This window comes from Stenotrophomonas sp. 05N423 (assembly GCF_056397145.1).
Genome location: NZ_JBFTMV010000002.1, coordinates 361026 through 382941, shown reverse-complemented (window position 1 = coordinate 382941; position 21916 = coordinate 361026). Strand labels below are relative to the sequence as shown.

At 67.6% G+C, this 21916-nt stretch carries 20 protein-coding genes; 11 read left to right on the top strand and 9 right to left on the bottom strand.

The annotated features are described in order from the left end of the window. Positions 1-88: 88 nt before the first annotated feature. Both rpsA and cmk read right to left on the bottom strand, forming a co-directional pair. The gene (gene rpsA / locus AC1DGW_RS05605) at positions 89-1780 is read right to left on the bottom strand and encodes a 30S ribosomal protein S1 (protein ID WP_055765046.1); all 1692 of its coding nucleotides are present in this window, start codon (positions 1778-1780) and stop codon (positions 89-91) included. 193 nt (positions 1781-1973) lie between these two features. Beyond that, complete coding sequence (gene cmk, locus AC1DGW_RS05600) at positions 1974-2651, bottom strand: (d)CMP kinase (RefSeq protein ID WP_478020344.1); 678 nt, start codon at positions 2649-2651, stop codon at positions 1974-1976. Positions 2652-2840: 189 nt separating this feature from the next. Here cmk and ykgO point away from each other — a divergent pair, with 189 nt between their 5' ends. The 6 genes from ykgO to AC1DGW_RS05570 all read left to right on the top strand — a co-directional run bounded on the left by ykgO (position 2841) and on the right by AC1DGW_RS05570 (position 7486). Further along, on the top strand, positions 2841-2966 hold the full coding sequence (ykgO, locus tag AC1DGW_RS05595) for a type B 50S ribosomal protein L36 (protein WP_005409283.1): 126 nt from the start codon (positions 2841-2843) through the stop codon (positions 2964-2966). A 233-nt stretch (positions 2967-3199) separates the two neighbouring features. Further along, positions 3200-3529: a hypothetical protein gene (locus tag AC1DGW_RS05590; RefSeq protein WP_478020342.1), complete on the top strand. Its 330-nt coding sequence runs from the start codon at positions 3200-3202 to the stop codon at positions 3527-3529. Positions 3530-3654: 125 nt separating this feature from the next. Further along, complete coding sequence (locus AC1DGW_RS05585; RefSeq protein WP_478020340.1) at positions 3655-4692, top strand: agmatine deiminase family protein; 1038 nt, start codon at positions 3655-3657, stop codon at positions 4690-4692. Between the two features lie 120 nt (positions 4693-4812). Beyond that, a complete protein-coding gene (locus AC1DGW_RS05580; protein ID WP_478020336.1) occupies positions 4813-5718 on the top strand; it encodes a carbon-nitrogen hydrolase in 906 nt (301 codons plus the stop codon). A 15-nt stretch (positions 5719-5733) separates the two neighbouring features. Beyond that, positions 5734-6264 carry an N-acetyltransferase family protein gene (locus AC1DGW_RS05575; protein WP_478020332.1) on the top strand — a complete coding sequence of 177 codons (531 nt, stop codon included), beginning with the start codon at positions 5734-5736 and terminating at the stop codon, positions 6262-6264. Then, positions 6257-7486: a TraB/GumN family protein gene (locus AC1DGW_RS05570; protein WP_478020328.1), complete on the top strand. Its 1230-nt coding sequence runs from the start codon at positions 6257-6259 to the stop codon at positions 7484-7486. The genes AC1DGW_RS05575 and AC1DGW_RS05570 overlap by 8 nt, the downstream gene beginning before the upstream one ends. Before the next feature lie 24 nt (positions 7487-7510). On the opposite strand, the gene AC1DGW_RS05565 is transcribed toward AC1DGW_RS05570, so the two are convergent. Genes AC1DGW_RS05565 through AC1DGW_RS05545 form a run of 5 tightly spaced genes read right to left on the bottom strand, consistent with a single transcriptional unit; the run spans position 7511 to position 16420 of the window. Then, a complete protein-coding gene (locus tag AC1DGW_RS05565; RefSeq protein WP_478020326.1) occupies positions 7511-7927 on the bottom strand; it encodes a DUF6326 family protein in 417 nt (138 codons plus the stop codon). Between the two features lie 7 nt (positions 7928-7934). Beyond that, positions 7935-8648: a DUF4386 domain-containing protein gene (locus tag AC1DGW_RS05560; protein WP_478020323.1), complete on the bottom strand. Its 714-nt coding sequence runs from the start codon at positions 8646-8648 to the stop codon at positions 7935-7937. Between the two features lie 52 nt (positions 8649-8700). Continuing rightward, entirely contained in the window at positions 8701-11778 is a 3078-nt protein-coding gene (locus AC1DGW_RS05555) for an efflux RND transporter permease subunit (RefSeq protein ID WP_478020321.1), read from the bottom strand. Between the two features lie 5 nt (positions 11779-11783). Further along, positions 11784-15275, bottom strand: a complete 3492-nt coding sequence (locus tag AC1DGW_RS05550) for an efflux RND transporter permease subunit (RefSeq protein ID WP_478020319.1) — start codon at positions 15273-15275, stop codon at positions 11784-11786. Then, the gene (locus tag AC1DGW_RS05545) at positions 15272-16420 is read right to left on the bottom strand and encodes an efflux RND transporter periplasmic adaptor subunit (RefSeq protein WP_478020315.1); all 1149 of its coding nucleotides are present in this window, start codon (positions 16418-16420) and stop codon (positions 15272-15274) included. Before AC1DGW_RS05545 ends, AC1DGW_RS05550 begins: the two co-directional genes overlap by 4 nt. Before the next feature lie 204 nt (positions 16421-16624). Here AC1DGW_RS05545 and AC1DGW_RS05540 point away from each other — a divergent pair, with 204 nt between their 5' ends. Further along, positions 16625-17002 (top strand): c-type cytochrome, encoded by a 378-nt coding sequence (locus tag AC1DGW_RS05540; protein ID WP_478020313.1) that lies wholly within the window; start codon positions 16625-16627, stop codon positions 17000-17002. 9 nt (positions 17003-17011) lie between these two features. Continuing rightward, positions 17012-17473 carry a c-type cytochrome gene (locus AC1DGW_RS05535; protein WP_055765022.1) on the top strand — a complete coding sequence of 154 codons (462 nt, stop codon included), beginning with the start codon at positions 17012-17014 and terminating at the stop codon, positions 17471-17473. A gap of 334 nt (positions 17474-17807) precedes the next feature. Here the strand turns inward: AC1DGW_RS05535 and AC1DGW_RS05530 are convergent, their stop codons facing one another. Then, complete coding sequence (locus AC1DGW_RS05530; protein ID WP_478020308.1) at positions 17808-19592, bottom strand: hypothetical protein; 1785 nt, start codon at positions 19590-19592, stop codon at positions 17808-17810. An 18-nt stretch (positions 19593-19610) separates the two neighbouring features. After that, a complete protein-coding gene (locus tag AC1DGW_RS05525; RefSeq protein ID WP_478020306.1) occupies positions 19611-20210 on the bottom strand; it encodes an NfuA family Fe-S biogenesis protein in 600 nt (199 codons plus the stop codon). A 92-nt stretch (positions 20211-20302) separates the two neighbouring features. On the opposite strand from AC1DGW_RS05525, the gene AC1DGW_RS05520 reads away from it, so the two are divergent. From AC1DGW_RS05520 to zupT, 3 genes are read left to right on the top strand one after another with little or no spacing between them, the layout of a single operon-like run. Continuing rightward, positions 20303-20647 carry a 4a-hydroxytetrahydrobiopterin dehydratase gene (locus AC1DGW_RS05520; RefSeq protein ID WP_478020304.1) on the top strand — a complete coding sequence of 115 codons (345 nt, stop codon included), beginning with the start codon at positions 20303-20305 and terminating at the stop codon, positions 20645-20647. A 1-nt stretch (position 20648) separates the two neighbouring features. After that, on the top strand, positions 20649-21062 hold the full coding sequence (locus tag AC1DGW_RS05515; protein WP_478020302.1) for an energy transducer TonB: 414 nt from the start codon (positions 20649-20651) through the stop codon (positions 21060-21062). A gap of 30 nt (positions 21063-21092) precedes the next feature. After that, on the top strand, positions 21093-21902 hold the full coding sequence (gene zupT / locus AC1DGW_RS05510; RefSeq protein WP_478020300.1) for a zinc transporter ZupT: 810 nt from the start codon (positions 21093-21095) through the stop codon (positions 21900-21902). Positions 21903-21916 lie beyond the last annotated feature (14 nt).

Sequence of the window (21916 nt, the reverse complement as noted above, 5' to 3'; positions counted from 1 at the left end):
CGGACTCGTCACGAAGGTAAAACCCCAGAAGCGGCCCGGACTTTCGTCCGGGCCGCCCAGGTTGCATCTACGACAAGCTCAAGGCCGATTACTCGGACTTGTTGCCACCCAGCTGCGCGCGCAGCAGCGCACCCAGGCTGGTGGTGCCGGCAGCGGCTTCGATCGAGGACTTGTTGTACTCGGCCAGCGCTTCGGCGGTCTCGGCTTCATCCTTGGCCTTGATCGACAGCTGCATGGTGCGACCCTTGCGGTCCATGCCCACGAACTTGGCTTCGACCTTGTCGCCCACCTTCAGGTGCTGCGAAGCGTCGTCCACGCGATCGTGGCTGATGTCGCGGGCCGAAACGTAGCCTTCGATGCCGTCGGCCAGCTCGATCACGGCGCCCTTGGCGTCGACTTCCTTCACCACGCCTTCGACCTTGGAGCCCTTCGGATTGGCGGCCATGTACTGGCCGAACGGATCCTGCTCCAGCTGCTTCACGCCCAGGGAGATGCGCTCGCGCTCCGGATCGACGGCCAGGACGACGGCGTCCAGGGTGTCGCCCTTCTTGAAGTTGCGGACGACGTCTTCGCCGGTGGTGTTCCAGCTGATGTCGGACAGGTGGACCAGGCCGTCGATGCCGCCGTCCAGGCCGATGAAGATGCCGAAGTCGGTGATCGACTTGATCTGGCCGGACACCTTGTCGCCCTTCTTGTGGGTGGCGGCGAAGGTTTCCCACGGATTGGCGGCAACCTGCTTCATGCCCAGCGAGATGCGGCGACGCTCTTCGTCGACGTCCAGCACCATCACTTCGACTTCGTCACCGACCTGCACGACCTTGGACGGGTTGACGTTCTTGTTGGTCCAGTCCATCTCGGAGACGTGCACCAGGCCTTCGACGCCCGGCTCGATCTCGACGAACGCGCCGTAATCGGTGACGTTGGAGACTTTGCCGAACACGCGGCTGTTGGCCGGGTAACGACGCGAGATGTTGTCCCACGGATCCTCGCCCAGCTGCTTCAGGCCCAGCGAAACGCGGTTACGCTCGCGGTCGAACTTCAGCACGCGCACGTCCAGCTCGTCGCCGACGTTCACGACTTCGGACGGATGGCGCACGCGCTTCCATGCCATGTCGGTGATGTGCAGCAGGCCGTCGATGCCGCCCAGGTCCACGAACGCGCCGTAGTCGGTCAGGTTCTTGACGACACCCTTCAGGATCGCGCCTTCCTGCAGCTTGTCCATCAGCTGCTCGCGCTCTTCCGAGTGCTCGCTCTCGACGACAGCGCGGCGCGAGACCACGACGTTGTTGCGCTTGCGGTCCAGCTTGATGAGCTTGAATTCCAGCTCCTTGCCTTCCAGGTAGGCCGGGTCGCGCACCGGGCGCACATCGACCAGCGAACCCGGCAGGAACGCGCGGACATCCTTGATGTCGACGGTGAAACCACCCTTGACCTTGCCGCTGATGCGGCCGGTGATGGTCTCGTTCTTCTCCAACGCTTCTTCCAGCTCGTCCCACACCATCGCGCGCTTGGCCTTCTCGCGCGACAGGACGGTTTCGCCGAAGCCGTTCTCGATCGAGTCGAGCGCGACCTTCACCTGGTCGCCCACGCCCACGTCGATTTCGCCAGCGTCGTTACGGAACTGTTCGATCGGCACGATGCCTTCGGACTTCAGACCGGCGTTGATCACCACCACGTCGCCGCGGACGTCGACGACGGTGCCGACGACGATGGCGCCCGGCTTCAGCTTGGCCAGATTGGCCTGGCTGGCTTCAAACAGTTCTGCAAATGATTCGGTCATTGGATTTACTCAATTGAACACATGGGCAGCTCGTTCCCTTCGGGGAATGCGTACCGCCCGCCTGTTGGTCGACCCCATGCAAGCGGCCGTGTGTAGAGTGGAAAAACCGCCGTGCACCCTGCACGACGGAGCCTTGTACAACTTCGGTTTGTGCGACGGCGGCCGTCACCGGCCGCTCTCACGGAACCGCGGGTCACGCTTCCTGCGAGGGAAGCAGGCCCAGCACCTTGGCAACGACTTCGTCGATGCCGATACCGCTGGTGTCGATGAGGACGGCGTCATCGGCCGGCCTCAGGGGCGCCACTGCGCGCTGTGCATCACGGGCGTCGCGGGCCATGATCTCGCGCAGGAGGTCGTCAAAGTTAACCGAAACCCCTTTTTCTTTCAACTGTTTATGCCGTCGCTGCGCACGTTCCTCGGCGCTGGCGGTCAGGAACACCTTGAACGGGGCGTCGGGGAAGATCACCGTCCCCATGTCGCGACCGTCGGCGACCAGCCCGGGCAACATCCTGAATGCGCGCTGGCGCTCCTTCAGCGCCGCCCGCACCTCCGGGATCGCCGCGATGGCCGAGGCCAGCGCCCCGGTGGTCTCCAGGCGCAGCTCATCGGTCGCGTCGGTATCGTTGACCAGCACCCGCAGGCTCTCGCCACGCTCGACGAAGCGGATGCGGGTATCGAAGGTGCAGCGCACCAGCGCCGAGGCGTCCGATGTGTCGATGTCCGCCCAGCTGGCAGCCACGCCCACCGCCCGGTACAGCGCCCCCGAATCCAGGTAATGCCAGCCCAGCCGGTGCGCGACGATACGGCTGACGGTACCCTTGCCGGCCCCGGACGGGCCGTCGATGGTGAGAACGGGGGGAAGTGGGCTCATCTGGGGCCTGTATCGGGACGGGAATCCGGCCATTCTAGCGCCCGGCCCGGCCCCGCCGCCGCCGATTGGACGCAACCACTTGAACCCACATGGAATTACCCCGTAGAATGGCGGGCTTGAACGAGCGTCAACCTGCATATCCGCGGCTACGCTCCCTGTAGAACTCCAACGTATCCGCCGAGGTATGCCATGAAAGTCCTGTCCTCCCTGAAGTCGGCGAAGGCCCGTCACCGTGACTGCAAGGTTGTTCGCCGTCGCGGCAAGATCTTCGTGATCTGCAAGTCGAACCCGCGTTTCAAGGCTCGCCAGCGCTGAGCCGGCCGGCGCAAGCCGCCAACGGAATCCGCGAGGGTTCCAGCCTTTGCAGAAAGCCGCCTCCGGGCGGCTTTTTGCATCCTCCTCTTCCGCTCGCGGCGGGCCGCGCATCTTCCATCCATCAGGACTACCCTGCATGGGCGTCGTCGGCTGCATGGAACAGGGCCGCCTGCCGCTTTATTGCCGCCGTTTTTTTGCTGTAATCGCCACTTGTCCTCCAGGGAGAAGCGACCATGAAGCAGACCATCCGGGCCTTGGCCCTGACCGCCGCGATCATCGCGGCCCCTACGGCAATGGCCGATACCCTGCTGATCGAGCGGGCGCAGGAAAAGCCGGCCGGTGCGCTGCCGGTGCGCGGCGAGGCGATGGGCCAGGTGGAAGCGCGTTTCGGCGCCCCCGCCGAACGCCTCGAACCGCGCGGCGGCCAGAAGCGCCAGTGGCCGACGATCAACCGCTGGGTCTATCCAGCCTTCACCGTCTATTTCGAGAAGCAGCGCGTGATCGACGTGGTCGCCAACCACGCCGGCCCCGACGAGATTGGACCGAAGCCGCCGATCCGCTGATCCGCGCCGCCCGGAATCGGCCCCTCGCGGCCGCCGGGACGACACCTCCCACCCGCGCCTCCCGTTCCAGGGAGGCGGAAGAACGCCCGGATTCCGGTCCGGCCATGACCCGAGTATCCCCCGCAATGACCGATGCACTTCGTTTTCCCGCCGAATGGGAAGCCCAGTCGGGCGTACTGATCGCCTGGCCGCACGCCGATACCGACTGGGCTGACCGCCTGGCCGAGGTCGAGGAGACCTATATCGCCCTTGTGGCCGCCATCACCCGCTTCCAGCCGGTGCTGATCTGCGTGGCCGACGACGACATCGAGACCTATGCGGAAATGCGCCTGCGCTCCAACCGCATCGACATGGAGCGCGTGCGCTTCATCGGCGCGCAGTACGACGACACCTGGCTGCGCGATTCCGGCCCGATCACCCTCAAGCGCGCCGATGGCGGCTTCCAGCTGCTGGATTTCCGTTTCACCGGCTGGGGCGGCAAGTTCGAGGCAAGTCTGGACGACCAGCTGGTCGGCGTGCTGCATGAAACCGGCGCGTTCAACGACGCGCAGGTGCGCAGCATTCCGTTCGCACTGGAAGGCGGCGCCATCGACACCGACGGCGAAGGCACCCTGCTGACCACCTGGCAGTGCCTGCACGAACGCCACCCCGAGCGCGACCGCGCATCGCTCAGCGCCGACATGGCGCAGTGGATGCACCAGCAGCGCGTGCTGTGGCTGGACCACGGCTATCTGGAAGGCGACGACACCGACGCCCATGTCGACACCCTCGCCCGCTTCGCCTCGGCCGACAGCATCGTCTACCAGGACTGCGACGACCCGCAGGATTCGCACTACGCCGAACTGCAGGCCATGGGCGCGGAACTGGCCGCGCTGCGCACCCGCGACGGCCAGCCTTATCGTCTGTACCCGCTGCCGTGGGCGCAGCCGGTACTCGACGAGGGCCGCCGCCTCGCCGCCTCCTATGCCAACTTCCTGATCGTCAACGGCGCGGTGCTGATGCCTGCCTATGGCGACCCTGCCGACGACGCCGCGCGCGATGTGCTGGCGCAGGCCTTCCCGGACCGCGAGATCGTACAGGTACCCTGCCGCCCGCTGATCTGGCAGAACGGCAGCCTGCACTGCATCACCATGCAGCTGCCAGCCGGCCTGCTGGCCGGCTGACGCCGGCCATCCACGTGACCGCGCGGCGCCAGGCCGGCGGTCACGCGTTCAGCCGTTGCAGGCATGCCGCAACGGCTTCCGCGCTACCATGCGCGCTCTCCCCGCAGGACCTGTAACCGGATGAGTTCCCGCCACACCCTGACCGTCGCCCTGATCCAGGAACGCAACCACGGCGATGCCGCCGCCAACCTGGACGTCATCGAGGCCCGCGTCGCCGAAGCCGCCGCGCAGGGCGCGAAGCTGGTGCTGCTGCAGGAACTGCACAACGGCCCGTATTTCTGCCAGCACGAATCGGTGGACGAGTTCGACCTGGCCGAACCGATTCCTGGCCCGAGCACCGAGCGTCTGGGCGCGCTGGCGAAGAAGCATGGCGTGGTGCTGGTCGGTTCACTGTTCGAACGCCGTGCCGCCGGCCTGTACCACAACACCGCCGTGGTGTTCGAAAAGGACGGCACCCTGCTGGGCAAGTACCGCAAGATGCATATCCCGGACGACCCTGGCTTCTACGAGAAGTTCTACTTCACCCCGGGCGACATCGGCTTCAAGCCGATCGACACCTCGATCGGCCGCCTCGGCGTGCTGGTGTGCTGGGACCAGTGGTACCCGGAAGCCGCGCGCCTGATGGCGCTGGCCGGCGCCGAACTGCTGCTCTACCCCACCGCCATCGGCTGGGACCCGGACGACGTGCAGGACGAGAAGAACCGCCAGCGCGACGCCTGGGTGCTGAGCCACCGCGGCCATGCCGTGGCCAATGGCCTGCCGGTGCTGTCGTGCAACCGCGTCGGCCACGAGCCGTCGCCCATCGCTTCAGACAAGCACGTTGGCGCGTCGGGCATCCAGTTCTGGGGCAACAGCCACGTGCTCGGCCCGCAGGGCGAGTTCCTGGCCGAAGCCGGTGGCGAACCGACCGTGCTGGTCTGCGAGGTGGACCTGCAGCGCAGCGAACACGTGCGCCGTATCTGGCCGTTCCTGCGCGACCGCCGCATCGACGCCTACGGCGATCTGCTCAAGCGCTACATCGACTGACCGGGAAACCTGCGCATGGCCGTGCACATCCGTGATGCCGGCGCGGCCGACATCGCCGCCATCACCGCGATCTACGCGGTCGAGGTGACCGACTTCGTCAACACCTACGAATACGAGGTACCTGACGAGGCAGAGATGCAGCGGCGCATGCAGGACATCCTCGCCCGCGGCTTTCCCTACCTGGTCGCCGAAGTCGACGGCCAGGTCGCAGGCTACGCCTACGCCAACACCTACCGCAGCCGCATCGCCTACCAGTGGACGGTGGAGAACTCGGTCTACGTCGATGCCCGCTTCCAGGGCCGGGGCGTGGGCAGCACGCTGCTGCAGGCGCTGATCGACGCCTGCACCGCGCGCGGTTACCGGCAGATGGTGGCGGTGATCGGCGAACCCACCAATACCGCCTCGATCAAGCTGCACGAACGCTTCGGCTTCCACCTGGTGGGCGTGTTCCGCGGCCTGGGCCGCAAGCACGGCCGCTGGCTCGATACCGTGCAGATGCAACGCGCGCTCGGCGATGGCGCCGACGCCGCCCCCTCCAATGAATGACGCAATGACCGATACCCTCTCCGAAACCGGCGGCGGACTGCTCGCCGGCCAGCCGCTGCGCATCGTCGAACGCGATGGCGTGCGCTATACCCTGCTCGGCACCGCCCATGTTTCCGCCGCCAGCGTGCAGGCCGTGGAACAGGCCATCGGCAGCGGCCAGTACGATGCCGTCGCGGTCGAGCTCGATCCACAGCGCCTGCAGGCCCTGACCAACCCGGACGCGCTGGCCCAGCTCGACCTGATCGAGGTGATCCGCAAGAACCGCATCGCGCTGTTCGCCGCCAACCTAGCCCTGGCCGCCTACCAGCGCCGGCTCGCCGAGCAGCTGGGCATCGAACCCGGCGCCGAGCTCAAGCGCGCGGTGACGCTGGCGCAGGAGCATGGCCTGCCGGTGCACCTGATCGACCGCGACGTCGGCCTGACCTTTCGTCGCGCTTCACAGCGATTGGGTTTCTTCGGCAAGTTGAAATTGATCGCCGGCCTCGGCGCCGGCCTGTTTTCCTCCGAGGACGTGGGCGAGGAAGAGATCGAGAAGCTCAAGCAGGGCGACATGCTCGAATCCAGCTTCGGCGAATTCGCCAGCGAGAGTCCGGCGCTGTACGAGAGCATCATCGGCGAGCGCGACCGCTACATGGCCACGCGCCTGCGCGAGGAACGCAGCGACGGCCAGCGCAACGTGCTGGCGGTGGTCGGCGCTGGCCACCTCGCCGGCCTTGCGCGCCATCTGGAAACCGACACCGAAGCTCCCGGCCTGCTGCGCCAGGAACTGGAGTCGGTGCCGAAGAAGCGCAACATCCCATGGATCACCCTGACCATTCTCGCCGTGGTCCTGGCCGGCATCGGCGTCGGTTTCTGGAAGGGCGGCATGGACATGGGCGCGCACATGCTGGCGATCTGGGCGCTGTATACCGGCGGCCTGGCCGGCCTCGGCGCGCTGCTGGCCGGCAGCCATCCGCTGAGCATCCTGACCGCGGTCGTCGTGGCGCCGTTCAAGCCGTTCCGCCTGAGCATTCCAACCGGTGCCTTCTCCGCGTTGGTGGAAACGCGCCTGCGCCGGCCAGCCTACGCCGACTTCCTGCAACTGCGTGACGATGCACAGACGCTCAAAGGCTGGTACCGCAACCGCGTCACCCGCATCGTGCTGACCTTCATGCTGACCAACATCGGCAGCATGCTCGGCTTGTGGCTGACCGGCTTCACCGTCTACGGCAAGCTGGTGTAACGACACCTTGCTCCGCAGCGGCCATCAGGTCCGCGGCCAACGCCAGGCCATGCCCGCGATGAGCAGGCACAGCACGATCTCGATGCCGCTGTAGGCCAGGTAGAACCACCAGGCGCCCGGCAGGGTGAGCGCGACGAAGGCCGCGTAGAACAATGCCAGCCCGATGTTGAGCCAGCGGACCAGGCGCGCCGGCAGCGCCAGCGACAGGAACACCATCAGCCCCGGCACCGCCAGCAGCAGGGCGACGAACAGCAGCGAGCCCTGGCTGCTCGGTCCCATCGGGCCGGCACCGTCGAGCATGTGCTGCAGCTTGCCGGGCCGGTAAAGGCCGAAGTAGTCGCCGTAGAGGTAGCAGAAGGTCAGGCTCGCCCATAGCGCGGACAGCTTCAGGCGCAGCGGGAACGGCGGATCGGACAGCGCGCGGCGGGAATTCGTCTGCATGGCGGCCTCAGGAAGCAGGAGACGGTGCTGCGGCCGTACGCCCTGCGCGCAGCCCGAACAGCAGCAGCCACAGGCAGGTGCCGATCTCGCCCAGCGCTGCCGGCAGCGTCATGTAGCCGGAAATCCACCAGGCCGCGTAGCCCGGCACCAGCAGTTCCGCGAACACATCCAGTACGTAGCCCAGCCCTCCCAGCACCAGCAGGGCTCCCAGCACGCGCGGCAGGCGCCGCGACCGCAGCACCAGCCAGCCCAGCGGCAGCAGCCACAGCCCCCAGAACACGCGCACCAGCTGCATGCCCCCGCGGTACGCCTTCAGCGCCGCATGCGCGAGCTGCTGGCGCTGTTCCGGCGACAGCAGCTGCGCGCTGTCGGCGTCGGTCAGCAGGGACAGCGCCTGCAGCCGGTGCGACAACGCCGCCAGCGCCAATGGAACCGCCATCGCCACGAACGCCACCATCAGCATCGCGGCCGCGCGGTTCACATCCTTGAAACCGCGGTACAGCGCCAGGGCCAGCAGCAGGAAGGCCACCTGCTCGACGACGAAAGCCGCCACGCCCTGCCGGAACAGCGCCTGCCGGGCGACCACGTTGTCCAGCACGGCCTGCGCGTCGGGACCGGCGAGCTGCCCGGGCACATAGGCCAGGCAGAAGAATCCGGTGACGACGACAATCAGGTACAGGAGACCGGCAAGCCGGCCACCCGGGGGAAGTGCATGTGTCATCCGCGATCTCCTGGAAAAACGCTCCCGCCGGAATGGCGGGAGCGCGACAGCCTCAGTCCTGGGCGGGAACGGGCTCCGCCTCCCGTACCGGCGACAGCCCCCGCGCGCGACGCACCAGGCGCGCGGTTCCCGTGCGCAGGTCGTCGAGGATGGCGTAGATGGTCGGCAGGAACAGCAGGCTGACCACGGTGGAGAACGCCAGGCCGCCGGCGATGGCGCGCGCCATCGGGTAATAGGGCGGCATGCCCTCGGCGGTCTTGGTGTTCAGCGCGATCGGGATCATCGCCAGGATCGCCGTGCCCATCGTCATCATGATCGGGCGCAGGCGTTCGCGGCTGCCCTCCACCAGCGCATCGGTGCGCGCCACGCCGCGCCGGCGCAGGTTGTTGATGTGCTCGATCATCACGATGCCGTTGTTCACCACCACGCCCATCAGCACCAGGATGCCGATCACCGCCATGATGTTCATCTCGGTGCCGGTGATCCAGAACAGCCAGTACACGCCGAAGATGGAGAACAGCACGCAGGACATGATCGCGGCCGGGAACAGCAGCGACTCGAACACCGCGGCCATGATCACCACCATCAGGATCAGCGCGATGAAGATGCTGTTCACCATCTGCTGCATGCCGTCGAAGTTGATGTTGAAGCCGGCGCCGTTGAAGGTATAGCCGTAACCCGGCGGGAACTGCACCCCCTCCAGCGTGGTCTCGATGGCCTTGCGCGCCTGGTCCATCGGCACGTCCTTGGCCAGCCCCGCTTCGACCCGCAGCATGGTCTGCCGGTTCAGGCGCTGGATCGAACTGGCCGCCGGATTGACGCCCACCTCCACCATCGCCAGCAACGGCACTTCCTTGCCACCGGCGGTGCGCACCATGAAGGACGACAGGTCCTCGACGCCGTAGCTCTCCGAACCGGCGAAGCGCACATTGACCGGGATCTCGACGTCGTCGCGGTGGAAGTCGCGCAGCGAGGAGCCGCGCAGCGCCATGCCGACGAACTGCGCCACCTGCTGCGCGCTGAAGCCGTAGGCCGCGGCGCGTTCGCGATCCACCCGCACCGCGAGCTCGGTGTTGGCGTCGCCGGTGTCCACGCGCACGTCGCGCAGCTTGGGGTCGCGCGCCAGCATCGGCACGATGTCGTCGGCCAGTTCCTTCAGCGTCTGCGTCGAATCGCCCACCAGGCTGAAACGGATGCCCTGCCCGTCGCTGCCCATGCCGCCGGGCCAGCCGATGCCGATCTTGGCGCGCGCCGACTGCGGCAATCCCTTGCGCACTTCCTCCTTGATCTTCTCGCTCAGCACCTGGTCCTCGATGTCCAGGAACAGGCGCGTCTGCGCCCAGCCCTGCTCGCTGTAGCGGCTGAACACGCGGTCGATGTGGAAGTCTTTGCGGTGCGCATTGACGAAATCCTCCACCCGCGCCACCTCCCGGCCCATTTCCTCCTTGGAATAGGCGCCGCGCCACTGGTAGAAGATGTTGACCTCGCTCGGATCGCCATCGTCGCCGCCGCCCTGCGTATGCGTCATCGGGTACACGCTGGCCAGGGTGATGGCGAGGATGCCGCCCACCGCCCAGCCGCGATGCTGCAGCGTCCAGCGCAGCGCGCGCGCGTAGCGCTCCTGCAGGCGGTTGATCAACGGCGACTTCAGCGCCGGCGGGGTCTTCATCCGGGCCGACAGCATCGGGATCAGGCTCACCGCCACCAGCCACGAGGCCAGCAGCGAGACCGAGATCGTCACCGCCAACTGCGACAGGTAGATGGTGATGATGTTCTTCTCGCCGAACATCATCGGCAGGAACACCACGCAGTGGCACAGCGTGCCGGCCGACAGCGCGATGGCCACGTGGCGGGTGCCGATGATGGAAGCCATCGACGGCTGGTTGGGATACTTCTCCCGCTCCTGGTAGATGCTCTCCACCACCACCACCGCGTTGTCCACCAGCATGCCCACCGCCAGCAGCAGGCCCATCATCGAGATGATGTTCATGGTGATGCCGGCGAAGTACATGAACCCCAGCGTCATGATGAAACAGATCGGGATGGCCAGCGACACCATCAGCGTCGATGGCCAGTGGCGCAGGAAGGCGTACAGCACGATCACCGACAGCAGCAGGCCGATCGCGCCGGCCTCGGCCAGGGCCAGCAGCGAACTGGTCACCGCCTGCCCCTGGTCGTCGGTGACCTCGATGCCGATGCCGCGCATGGCCGGGTCTTCCTTCAACCGCTCGATCTCGGCACGCACCGCGCGCGAGAGATCGACCAGGTTGGCCGAGCGCTCCTTGTACACGTCCACGCCGACGCTGGGCTTGCCTTCCATCTGCCGCACGTAGTTCATGCGCTGCGGCTGCAGGCTGACTTCGGCGATGTCCGACAGCCGCGTGCCGCGCTTGTCGATCGGCAGGTTGCGCAGCGCCTGCAGCTCCAGCAGTTCGCCGCGCGGCTGCACGCGCAGGCGCCGGCCGGCCTCGGTGATCTGCCCGGCCGACACCGAGAAATTCGCCGCCTGCAGTTTCTGCACCAGTTCGTTGAGCGCCACCCCGTGCGCGCTCAGCCGGTCCTTGTCCAGCGCCACCAGCACCTCCTGCTTGGCCACGCCCTCGACCTCGACGCGGGCCACGCCGGGCAGGCGTTCCAGGCGCTGCTTGATGCTGCGCTCGATCAGGTCGGCGCGCGCGGTCAGGTCTTCGTCGCTGGTCAGGCGCAGGCTCATCGCCTCGCGGTCGCTGGTGCTCCAGCGCTGCACGAAGTAGCGGCGGAAATCGTCCGGCAGCTGGTCGCGCACCGCGTCGATGCGCTCACGCGCCTCGGACGCGGCCATCGCGATATCGCGGTTCCAGTCGCTGAACTCGACCTGGATCTGCGCGCCCTCGGCGTTGGCGCGGGCGTTCATCGACTTGATGCCCGGCATCGTGGCGATGGCCTCCTCCACCGGTCGCAGCACGTTGCGTTCCACTTCCTCCGGCGTCGATCCCGGATACGGCAGGGACACGAAGAAGAAGGGAATGGTCGCTTCCGGCTCGGCTTCCAGCGGTAGCCGGAAGGCGGCGATCAGGCCGATCGCCACCATCGACACGAACAGCATGATGGTGGTGACGGGACGGCGGATGGACAGCTCGGTGATGTTCATCCGCATCAGCCCTTCAGTCCGTCGCCGTCGACCGCGCCTTTGCCGAGCACGTCATGCTCGTGCGCCAGCACCTGCTCGACCTGTTCGGCCTGCTGCCGCGCGCGGCGGCCGCGTTCGGCATAGAACGCGTCCGGCTTGCGGTCCAGCAGGTCGTACACCACCGGGATCACCAGCAGGGTCAGCAGGGTGGAGACCAGCAGGCCGCCGATCACCGTGATCGCCATCGGCGAGCGCACTTCCGCGCCTTCGCCGAAGGCCAGCGCCAGCGGCAGGAAGCCGAACACGGCGCACAGCGTGGTCATCATGATCGGGCGCAGGCGCGAGCGCGCGCCCTCCACCAGCGCCTGGCGCTTGGCCACGCCCTCCTCGCGCAGCTGGTTGACCTTGTCGATCAGGATGATGGCGTTCTTCACCACCAGTCCAACCAGCAGGATCAGGCCGATGAACACCACCACCGACACCGGCGAGCGCGCCAGCAACAGCGCACCTACCGCGCCGACCAGCGCCAGCGGGATGGTGAACAGGATGACGAACGGATGCAGCAGCGATTCGAACTGCGAGGCCATCACCAGGTACACCAGGAACACCGCCAGGCCAAAGGCGAACAGCAGCGAGCGGATCGATTCGCCCAGTTCCTGGCCCTGCCCGCCGATGTGCATGCCGACGTCGGTGCCGAGCGGACTGTCGGCCACCATTTTCTGCACTTCGGTGATCGCCGTGCCCAGGTCGATATCGCGCAGATTGGCCGAGACGATGGCCACGCGGCGCAGGTCGGCACGATGGATTTCGCTCGGCCCGGTGGTCGCCACCACCTCGGCCACCGACGACAGCTCCACCGGCTTGCCGCCGGTCGGGTGCACGATCAGGCGGCGGATGTCCTCGACCGAGGAACGTTCGGACTCCTGCACGCGCACCAGCACGTCGATCTTGCGGTCGCGGAAGCTGTAGCGGGTAGCGACGTTGCCGCGCACCTTGTTGACCACCGCATCGGCGATCTGGCGCGTGGTCAGGCCCAGCGCCGCGGCGCGCTCCTGGTCGAACACGACCTGGATTTCCGGGAAGCCCTGCTCCACCGTCGACTTGACGTCGGCGTAGTGTGCGTTCTGCCGCAGCATGCCGGCGAGCTTGTTGCCGGCCACGCGGATGGACTCCAGCGTATTGCCCTCGATCTCGATCTCCAGCGGCGGCGACAGCGCGAACAGTTCCGGGCGCGCGAAATCCACCTGCGCGGCCGGCCAGGCCTTCATGGTCTGGCGCAGCTTCTCGGTCAGCTCAGGCTCGCGCGAGGTGTCGTTCATCACCACCGACAGCTTGCCGATGTTCTCGCCGCTCTCGGTCGGGCTGGCGTCCAGGCGCGTGCCGGTGCCGGAAACGCCGTACAGCAGGCGCACGCCGTCTTCGCCGGCGTGCCTGCGCTGCACTTCGCGCACCAGCGCGTCGGTCTGCGCCAAAGGCGTGCCCGGCGGCAGCTTGGCGGTCATCTCGAAACGGTCCTGCGCCAGCTGCGGGATCAGATCCACACCCAGCATCGGCAGCGCCGCCAGGGTCAGCGCGAACGCCAGCGCCGCGCCGCCGAGCACCGGCCACGGCCGCGCCAGCGCGGCGGGCAGCAGGCGCAGGTAGCCGCGCTCGGCACGGCCGTAGGGCGCCATGGCGATGTCGCTGGCCTTGCGCATGACCGGGCCGACCACCGCGGCGATGCCGCGGAAGATGCGCACCACCAGCCATGCCGAGGCGTAGAAGCCGTAGCGGAACATCGCACCGATGCCACGGCCGGCGAACGCGGCCGGCTTCTGCCAGCGACGCTCCGGGCGCCACGGCTGGCGCGGATCCTCGGCCGGGAACTCCAACGGCGGACGGCCCTTGAGCGCGCTCAGCATCGGGATCAGCGTCATCGACACCACCAGCGACACCGCGATGGCGATCGACACGGTCAGCGCCTGGTCGCGGAACAGCTGGCCGGCGATGCCCTCGACGAACACCAGCGGCAGGAACACCGCGATCGTGGTCAGGGTCGAGGCGACCACCGCCATGAACACTTCGCGCGTGCCCTTGATCGCGGCCTCGAGGATGCCCATGCCGCGCTCGCGCGCCTTGGCGATGGATTCGAGCACCACGATCGAATCGTCCACCACCAGGCCGGTGGCCAGGGCCAGGCCGCCGAGCGACATCACGTTCAGGCTCAGGCCGAGCTGGCCCATGAAGAAGAACGTGGCGATGATCGAGATGGGCAGCGACAGCGAGATGACAAAAGTGCTCCAGCCGTCGCGCAGGAACAGGAAGATGATCAGGATCGACAGCAGGCCGCCGATCACCGCATCGATCTTGACGTCCTTGATCGCATGGCGGATGAAGACCGACTGGTCCTCCACCGTGGTCATCTCGATGTCCTTGGGCATCTGCTTGCGGATCGCCTCGAGCTTCTTTTCCAGCGCATCGGCGGTGGAAACGGTGTTGGCGTCGCCTTCCTTGTAGATGGCCAGCTCCACGGCCTCATGGCCACCGGCGCGGATCACGGCCTCGCGCTCCTTGTAGCCCTGGCGCACCTCGGCCACGTCCTTCAGCCGCACCGGCGAGGTGCCGCCGCCGCTGCCGTCGCTGCGCATGGCGGCGATCACGTTCGGATCGCGGCTGCCCAGGATCGCGGTCATCAGCTGGCGGTTCTCGCCCGCCGCGGCCGCGCCCGAGCCGCCTGCGGTGTTGAGCAGCATCTCGCGCATCTGTTCGACCGTGGCGAACTGGTTGACGGTGCGCACCAGGTAGCGCTGCGAGCCTTCCTCCAGGCGGCCGCCGGACAGGTTCACGTTCTCCTGCTGCAGGCGCTGGATCACGCTGTCCAGCGACAGCCCCAGCTGCGCCAGCCTGCGCTGGTCGATGTCCACCTGGATCTCGTCTTCCAGGCCGCCGCCGACCTTGACCGCGGCCACGCCGCTGACCGGCTCGAGCTTGCGCTTGAGATCCTCGTCGGCATAGCGGCGCAGTTCCATCAGCCGGCGCACCGCGTCGGTTTCGCTGCCGCCATCCTGTTTGGAAGAAAGTGCCAGGCGCATGATCGGCTGCGTGGACGGATTGAAGCGCAGCAGCACCGGCGGCTTGGCCTCCAGCGGCAGCTGCAGCGTCTCCATCTTGTCGCGCACGTCCAACCCGGCCTGCTGCATGTCCGTGCCCCAGGCGAATTCCAGCACCACGTCGCTCTGGCCGGTGCGCGAAATCGACTTGAGCTTGCGCAGGCCCTTGACGATGCCCAGCGCTTCTTCGGCCGGCTGCGAGATCAGCGTCTCCACCTCGGCCGGCGCCGCGCCTTCATAATCGGTGCGCACGGTCAGCGTGGGATAGCTCAGGTCGGGCAGCAGTTCGACCTTCAGGCTCGACAGCGAGATGGCACCGAACAACACCAGTGTCAGCGTCATCATCGCGATGGTGACGCGGCGGCGGGTAGCGAACTCGATCAGGTCGAAACCGCCACCGCCGGGAACCGACGGGTCGCGCGCACTCATTGCTTGGCCGCCTGTGCGGCCGGCGCCTTGGCGGCAGCGGTGGACGCGACCGCCTTTTCCTTCTCCTGCCCGATCACCTGCACCGCGCTGCCTTCGCGCAGCGCCGCCTTGCCGGCCACGACCACTTCCTCGCCCGGTTTCAGGCCTTCGCGCACTTCGATCCAACCGGCATCGTCGTAGCCGAGCTTGAGCGGGGTACGCACCGCCTTGCCTTCGCGCACCACGTACACGGCAGGCTCGCCGCCGTCCTCCAGCAGCGCGGTGCGCGGCACCACCAGCGCATCGGCGCGCTGGTCGTAATTGATGCTCAGGCGGCTGAACATGCCCGCCTGCAGTTCGCTCTCGCCCGAGAACGAGGCCACCACGCGGAACGTGCCGGTGCCGGTATCCACCACCGGCGACACGCGATCCACGGCACCAGCGAATTTGCGGCCCGGCAGGGCATCGGCGATCAGTTCCACCGCCTGCCCCGGCTTGAGCTTGGCGATCTCGCGCTCGGGCACGTTGAGCGTGGCTTCCAGCTTGCCGGCATCGACGATGCGGATGATCGGCGAGTTGATCTGCACGAAGTTGCCCGGCTTGATGTCGCGCGAGGCGACCACGCCGGAGATCGGCGCCACCACCGTGGTGTAGGAAAGTTCCAGCGTCGCCATGCGGTACTGCGCGCGCGCGTTCTCCAGGTCGAAGCGCAGCTGGTCCACGTCGGCGGCGCTGACCAGCTGCTGCTGGACCAGCTTCTGCGCGCGCTGGTAGCTGTTCTCCAGCTTGCGCATCTGCGCCTCGCTCTGCGCCACGGTCAGGCGCGCGCGGTCCGGATCCAGCCGCACCAGCGGCTGCCCGACGCTGACGCGCTGGCCCTCCTCGACCATCACCGCCAGCGCCACGCCCGAGGTCTTGGCGACCACCTGCGACTCGGCCCGCGGCTCCAGGGAGGCGGTACCGGTATAGCTGGCAGCGATGGCACGCCGCGCCGCCTTGGCCACTTCGACCGGGACCGCGTCGCTGGCCTTCTGCTCTTCCTTGGGCTTGTTGTCCTTGGCCTCTTCGCCGCCGGCCTTGCAGCCTCCCAGCAGCAACACCGTGGTGACGAGGAGAGCGGCGGCGCAGCTTCCGGTGCGGCCGTACGGAGTGAGGAGTCGCGACATCATGGGGTCCCTGGAGATGCAGTGGCTGGTGTTGTAGCAAAGTATTGCACCACCCCACGGTAACACCATGCCCCAAAGGTCATGCCTGTACGCTGCACCGCAGCATTCATGAATGGTTCCGAACTGGTGAATGCGCGGGCTATACTCGAACCGTTCCGTGTCCCACGGCGGAACCAACAGACCCGCATACCGGACAAGGAAACCATGCGCTCGCAGCCGTTTGCCGTATGTCTCGCCCTGGCTTTCGCCCTGCCGTTCGGGGCCGCCGCCCAAGCCGATCCGCAGCAGCCTGAACCTTCCGCTCCTGCCGCCGCGGCATCGCCGCAGGCCGCAGGCAACGCCGAAGCCGGCCGTACCCTGGCCTACACCTGCCAGGGCTGCCACGGCATCACCGGCTACAAGAACGCCTACCCGAGCTACCGCGTGCCGAAGATCGGCGGGCAGTCGGCGCAGTACCTGACCCAGGCGTTGACCGAATACCGCGAAGGCAAGCGCAGGCATCCCACCATGCAGGCGCAATCGATGAGCTTCAGCACGCAGGACATCGCTGATCTCTCCGCCTATCTGTCCACTCTCAAGTAAGCACCGCTCATGTCGAAAGCCAAGCACGCTTCGCGTCTCGCCATCGCACTGTTCGCTGCCTGTGCCCTGGCCGCCTGCACGCAGTCGGAGGTGGAGTCCACCGGCAAATCCGCTGCCGATCCAGGCCATGCCAGCGGCGAACACGGTTCCAGTTCTTCGGCCGGCCTGCCGCAGGGGCGCATCGCCGCCGGCGAGCAGTTGGCCAACAGCAAGGGCAAGGCCACCGGCCAGAGTTGCATCGACTGCCACGGCGCCGATGGCAACGCCCCGATCGACCCCAGCTATCCGCGGCTCGGCGGCCAGTATGGCGACTACCTCGCCCATGCCCTGCAGGCCTACCGCGGCGGCGACCGCGAGCACATGCTGATGTCGCCGCAGGCCGCCGGCCTGAGCGACCAGGACATCTCCGATCTGGCCGCCTACTTCGGCTCGCGCCCGAGCCAGCTGCGCGACCTGCACGGTTTGAAGTGATCGCATTGCGCCGGCACTCCCCGTGCCGGCGCCGTTGATCCAGGCTTCCTGGTCGAGGCGGCAATGACTGCAGCATCGCCACCATCCTTCAGGAGACATGCGGCGGCTGCCGTAGTTTCCCTGCTGGCCAGCCTTGTCGGATTCCTTTGCATCCGCGCTCGGCCCGATATGCCCAAGACAGATCCGACATGGATCGGCCCCGCGGCAGCGGCCGGAACCATCGCGCTTTCCGTCTGCGTCGTGCTCCTGATGCCCGCCGTGGCGCGGGCCATCCAGCGCAGCAGAAACCCCCAGGAATCCACGTTCAATGCAGCGGGATTGGGCACGGCGCCGTTCAACGGCTGCCGTTGTCGTCCTGCAGCGCTTTCTTGAACGGGATATCCGGCGGTGGCCGCGCACTGGCCGGCTGCTCCTGCATGTTCGGGTTGCTCAGGCCACAGCCGCCGCCGAACTGCAGGACGGAAATCACGCAGGAAATACGGTTCTCGGTGCCCGGGATCGGGATGTCGATGCTCTTGATGCCCTTGCGCACCCACTCGGCCAGCAACGATTCGTTGGGCACCCAGTATTTGTCGAACGACGTGGGCGTGTGCTCATAGGGCGGGCGCTTGAGCCAGGTGCCGGCATGGTCGATCTGCTCACGGCTCCAGCTGTCCGACTCGCCGCCCGGCGCGCCCCGCCCCGCCGGCGCAGTGTCCTTTCCCGCGTCGCCCGCCATGCGCGCGCTGCCATCGTTGTTGAACAGCCCATGCCCCTGGTCGGACGCGGCGCCCCTGCCGCCGGCTGCCTGCCGCTGCGAGGCGCCCCAGTCGTCCGAACGGACCGGTGCCGCCCAACCGCCACTGCGGTCCTGCGGCCGTGGTCCGGCGCCCGTGCTGGTGCCCGATTGCAACGCAGTCTTCGCTGCCCGCCCGCTCGCCCCCGCCCCTTGCGCAGACGGCGACGCCTGCGCTCCGCCTTCGGTAGCCTGCGTCGGTGCCACGCCGGAACCCGTGGCAGGCGCAGGAGCGGCATCGGCGACGCCCGGCATCTGCCGCTCGCGCACCGCCACGTCCGCCGTCTTCATCTGCACGCTGCTTTCGCGCGCCGGCATCGTCGCCATCGTCACGTCCTGGCGTGGCGCGGTTTCGATCTGCCGTTCGCGCACCGCCGGTTCGGCGCTCTTCAGGCGCACTTCCGACTCGCGCGGGCGGACCTGCGTCATCGCCACCGGCTGCGTGGGCACGATCTCGATCTGCCGCTCGCGCACCTGCACCTGCGGCATCGCCGGCACCTTCGTCGCGACGTCGCGCGTCGGCAGCGTGCGTACCGGCGTCGGCTGCTCCACCGCGGTCTCGACGGTGCGTTCGCGCACCTGGGGCTCATGCGCCCGCAGCGCCGGCGCTGCCACCGTTGGCGGCGGCAGCACGAAATCGGTGGTCGGCCGCGGCACTTCGGTGACCTGCAGCGTCTGTTCCGCCGCCGTGTCCGGTGCAGGCCGGGACATGTCCACCGGCATCGCGGCCAACTCCGTGCCCGCATCGCCGTCCTGCGGCGCCGGCGGTGTGGACTGCAGCTGCGACAACGACGTGGAGACCGCAGCTGAAGTGGAGACCGCGGCTTCGGCCGCACCGCCCCCCCGCACCAGCGCACCGGCGGACGACTGCGCGCCAGCGGCCTGCGGCGCACCGCCGCCTTCTTCCTCCGGCGTGCCCCGGCCTATGTACTCGACCTGCACGCGTTCACCCTCCTCCGCACCCGGCTCCGGCACCGTGCTGCGCACCAGCGCCACCCATACCAGCAGCACGGCGAACAACAGATGCAGGGCAATGCTGCAGAAAGCGGAAAACCAGCGGACCCGGCGCTGGTCGTCGGGAGGCGGATCGTCGCCCGCCCAGCGGAACAGATGCAGCAGCGCCCGCTGGAACGACAACCCGCGTCCGCTGCCGCGGGATCGCCACCCCTGCCATGGCGGTGCCGCAGCCGCCGCGTCGGTACCTGCGAATGCCATGCCGTCCGCGCGCGAACCTCCACGCAGCCAAGCACTCCAGCTATAGGGAAAGCCGGTTCGACGATCGTGCAGGATGCTGGCCTTGCGCCGGGCGGCCAGCAGATCGATCAGGTCGGCAACCGTCGTCACCGGCACGTGGCAGGTCGCTCAGCCCGCGCCGTCGCGCGGAATGTAGGGCGCCTGGCCACTGGCGTGGTCGGTCGCATCGCGCACGGCGGTGACGCCGGGCACCCGGGCCATCAAGGTTTTCTCGATCCCCTGCTTCAAGGTTACGTCGGCCATGCCGCAGCCATGGCAGCCGCCGCCGAAACGCAGCAGCACCACGCCGTCGGCGGACACTTCCTGCACCGCCACCCGGCCACCATGCGACGCCAGTTGCGGGTTGACTTCGTTCTCGATGACCCAGTGCACGCGCTCGACCATCGACGCTGCCTCGCCGGGCGCTTCGCCCTTGATCTTCGGCGCCTTGATGGTCAGCTGCTGGGTCCCGGCCGCCTGCGTGACATAGTCGATCTCGGCGCCGTCCAGCCATGCCACGCTGGTGGCCGACACATAGAGCGTGAAGCCGTCGCAATCCACCGCCCATTCGTCGCCCAGCAGGTCGGCCGGTTCGGCGAACTCCAGGCGCGCGTCGGCGCGTGGCGTCCCCGGTTCGACCGCGCTCAGGCGCACGCCCATGCCGGGCACGGCCTCGCGTTCGATCAGCTTGCGGAAATGGCTCTGCGCGGTATCTGAAATCTGGATCATGCGGGGTATTCTAGCCGTGTCTTGGCTGCTGCTGATGGGACACTGATTCCACGCGCGACGCCGTTCAGCCCCTTGTCCGATGGAGGTACCCCATGGCAGATCTGATTCCGCTGGCGCAGGCGCACTGCATTCCGCGCAAAGGCAGCGAGCACCGCCTCGGCGAGGCACGGCTGGCCGAACTGCTGCCGCAGGTTGCCGGCTGGGAACTGGCCGAGGACGGCCATGCGCTGATGCGTACATTCCGCTTCGACAACTACCACGGCACCATGGCGTTCGTGAACGCCCTGGCCTGGGTCGCGCACCGCGAGGACCACCACCCCGACCTGGGCGTCCATTACGACCGGGCGATCGTCCGCTTCTCCACCCATGACGTGGGCGGCCTGAGCGAGAACGATTTCATCTGTGCCGCCAAGGCATCCGCACTTGTGGAGCAATGACATGAAAGCGCATCTCCTGCTGGGCTCGCTCGCCACCGCCGTCGCGCTCAGCGCCTGTGGCCCTTCCGAACCGGCGCCGCCGGTGATCGCCCCCACCGAAGTGGCGGCGGTTCAGACCCCGCCACCGGATTACCCCGTCGAACTGGCCTGCAGCGGCGTCGGTGGGCAAAGCGTGCTCAAGGTCGTGGTCGGCCCGCAGGGTGCCCCCACCGAGGTCGCATTGCTCACCAGCAGCGGCAACAGCCAACTGGACGACGCGGCGATCCACCGCGTGCGCGAGTGGAAGTTCAAGGCTGCCACCCGCAACGGCCAGGCCGTGCCGACCACCATCCAGGTGCCGGTAAGCTTCAACCCGCCCGAGCCCAAGCCGGACAGCTGCTTCGCCATCGAGGAGCGCATGCGGCGCGGCGCCTGACCGCCCCCCATCTCCGCGAGCGCGTCGCCCATGCCGGCCGTTTCCACCGAACATCTGTGGATCGCGTTTGCGCTCACGCTGGCCGCCGGCCTGGCAACCGCCATCGGCAGCCTGATGGTGCTGTTTTCCCGACGCCCGGAACCGCGCCTGCTGGCGTTCGGGCTGGCGTTCGCCGGCGGCGCGATGGTGTATGTGTCGCTGTCGGAAATCCTGAACAAGTCGATCGCATCATTCGCGCTGGCGCATGGTGAGCGGCTGGGTTTCGCCCTCGGCACGTTTTCCTTCCTCGCCGGCATGGCGCTGATCCTCGCCGTCGACCACCTGATCCCCAATCCGCACGAAAGCCTGGACAAGCGCGATCCGCTGTTCCGCGAGGACAACCGCGGCTATGTCCGGCGGGTCGGCCTGCTGACCGCGGTGGCGATCACCGCGCACAATTTCCCCGAAGGCCTGGCGACCTTTTTCGCAACGCTGGAAAGCCCGTCGGTAGGCATGCCGCTGGCTTTCGCCATCGCCATCCACAACATCCCCGAAGGCATCGCCATCGCGGTGCCGGTGTATTTCGCCACCGGGAACAAGCTTTATGCCTTCACCGCCAGCCTGCTGTCGGGCTTGGCCGAGCCGGTGGGCGCCGCCCTGGGTTACTTCGCCCTGGCCGGCTCGCTCTCGCACACCACCTTCGGTATCGTGTTCGGGATGATCGCCGGGGTGATGGTCTTCCTGGCCCTGGACGAACTGCTGCCGGCGGCCAAGCGCTATGCGCGCGGCCACGAGACGGTGTACGGGCTGGTGGCCGGCATGGCGACGCTCGCGCTCAGCCTGGTGCTGTTCAAGTGGTGAGAGCAGTAGTGCTG

What these genes read in the sequence shown, in the direction of transcription:
- AC1DGW_RS05540 (WP_478020313.1), top strand. Translation starts at nt 16,625, where the DNA reads ATGCGCTCGCAGCCGTTTGCCGTATGTCTCGCCCTGGCTTTCGCCCTG.
- rpsA (WP_055765046.1), bottom strand. Translation starts at nt 1,780, where the DNA reads ATGACCGAATCATTTGCAGAACTGTTTGAAGCCAGCCAGGCCAATCTG.
- AC1DGW_RS05565 (WP_478020326.1), bottom strand. Translation starts at nt 7,927, where the DNA reads ATGCAGACGAATTCCCGCCGCGCGCTGTCCGATCCGCCGTTCCCGCTG.
- zupT (WP_478020300.1), top strand. Translation starts at nt 21,093, where the DNA reads ATGCCGGCCGTTTCCACCGAACATCTGTGGATCGCGTTTGCGCTCACG.
- AC1DGW_RS05515 (WP_478020302.1), top strand. Translation starts at nt 20,649, where the DNA reads ATGAAAGCGCATCTCCTGCTGGGCTCGCTCGCCACCGCCGTCGCGCTC.
- AC1DGW_RS05570 (WP_478020328.1), top strand. Translation starts at nt 6,257, where the DNA reads ATGAATGACGCAATGACCGATACCCTCTCCGAAACCGGCGGCGGACTG.
- AC1DGW_RS05575 (WP_478020332.1), top strand. Translation starts at nt 5,734, where the DNA reads ATGGCCGTGCACATCCGTGATGCCGGCGCGGCCGACATCGCCGCCATC.
- AC1DGW_RS05580 (WP_478020336.1), top strand. Translation starts at nt 4,813, where the DNA reads ATGAGTTCCCGCCACACCCTGACCGTCGCCCTGATCCAGGAACGCAAC.
- AC1DGW_RS05550 (WP_478020319.1), bottom strand. Translation starts at nt 15,275, where the DNA reads ATGAGTGCGCGCGACCCGTCGGTTCCCGGCGGTGGCGGTTTCGACCTG.
- AC1DGW_RS05560 (WP_478020323.1), bottom strand. Translation starts at nt 8,648, where the DNA reads ATGACACATGCACTTCCCCCGGGTGGCCGGCTTGCCGGTCTCCTGTAC.
- AC1DGW_RS05590 (WP_478020342.1), top strand. Translation starts at nt 3,200, where the DNA reads ATGAAGCAGACCATCCGGGCCTTGGCCCTGACCGCCGCGATCATCGCG.
- AC1DGW_RS05520 (WP_478020304.1), top strand. Translation starts at nt 20,303, where the DNA reads ATGGCAGATCTGATTCCGCTGGCGCAGGCGCACTGCATTCCGCGCAAA.
- cmk (WP_478020344.1), bottom strand. Translation starts at nt 2,651, where the DNA reads ATGAGCCCACTTCCCCCCGTTCTCACCATCGACGGCCCGTCCGGGGCC.
- AC1DGW_RS05545 (WP_478020315.1), bottom strand. Translation starts at nt 16,420, where the DNA reads ATGTCGCGACTCCTCACTCCGTACGGCCGCACCGGAAGCTGCGCCGCC.
- AC1DGW_RS05525 (WP_478020306.1), bottom strand. Translation starts at nt 20,210, where the DNA reads ATGATCCAGATTTCAGATACCGCGCAGAGCCATTTCCGCAAGCTGATC.
- ykgO (WP_005409283.1), top strand. Translation starts at nt 2,841, where the DNA reads ATGAAAGTCCTGTCCTCCCTGAAGTCGGCGAAGGCCCGTCACCGTGAC.
- AC1DGW_RS05585 (WP_478020340.1), top strand. Translation starts at nt 3,655, where the DNA reads ATGACCGATGCACTTCGTTTTCCCGCCGAATGGGAAGCCCAGTCGGGC.
- AC1DGW_RS05555 (WP_478020321.1), bottom strand. Translation starts at nt 11,778, where the DNA reads ATGAACATCACCGAGCTGTCCATCCGCCGTCCCGTCACCACCATCATG.
- AC1DGW_RS05535 (WP_055765022.1), top strand. Translation starts at nt 17,012, where the DNA reads ATGTCGAAAGCCAAGCACGCTTCGCGTCTCGCCATCGCACTGTTCGCT.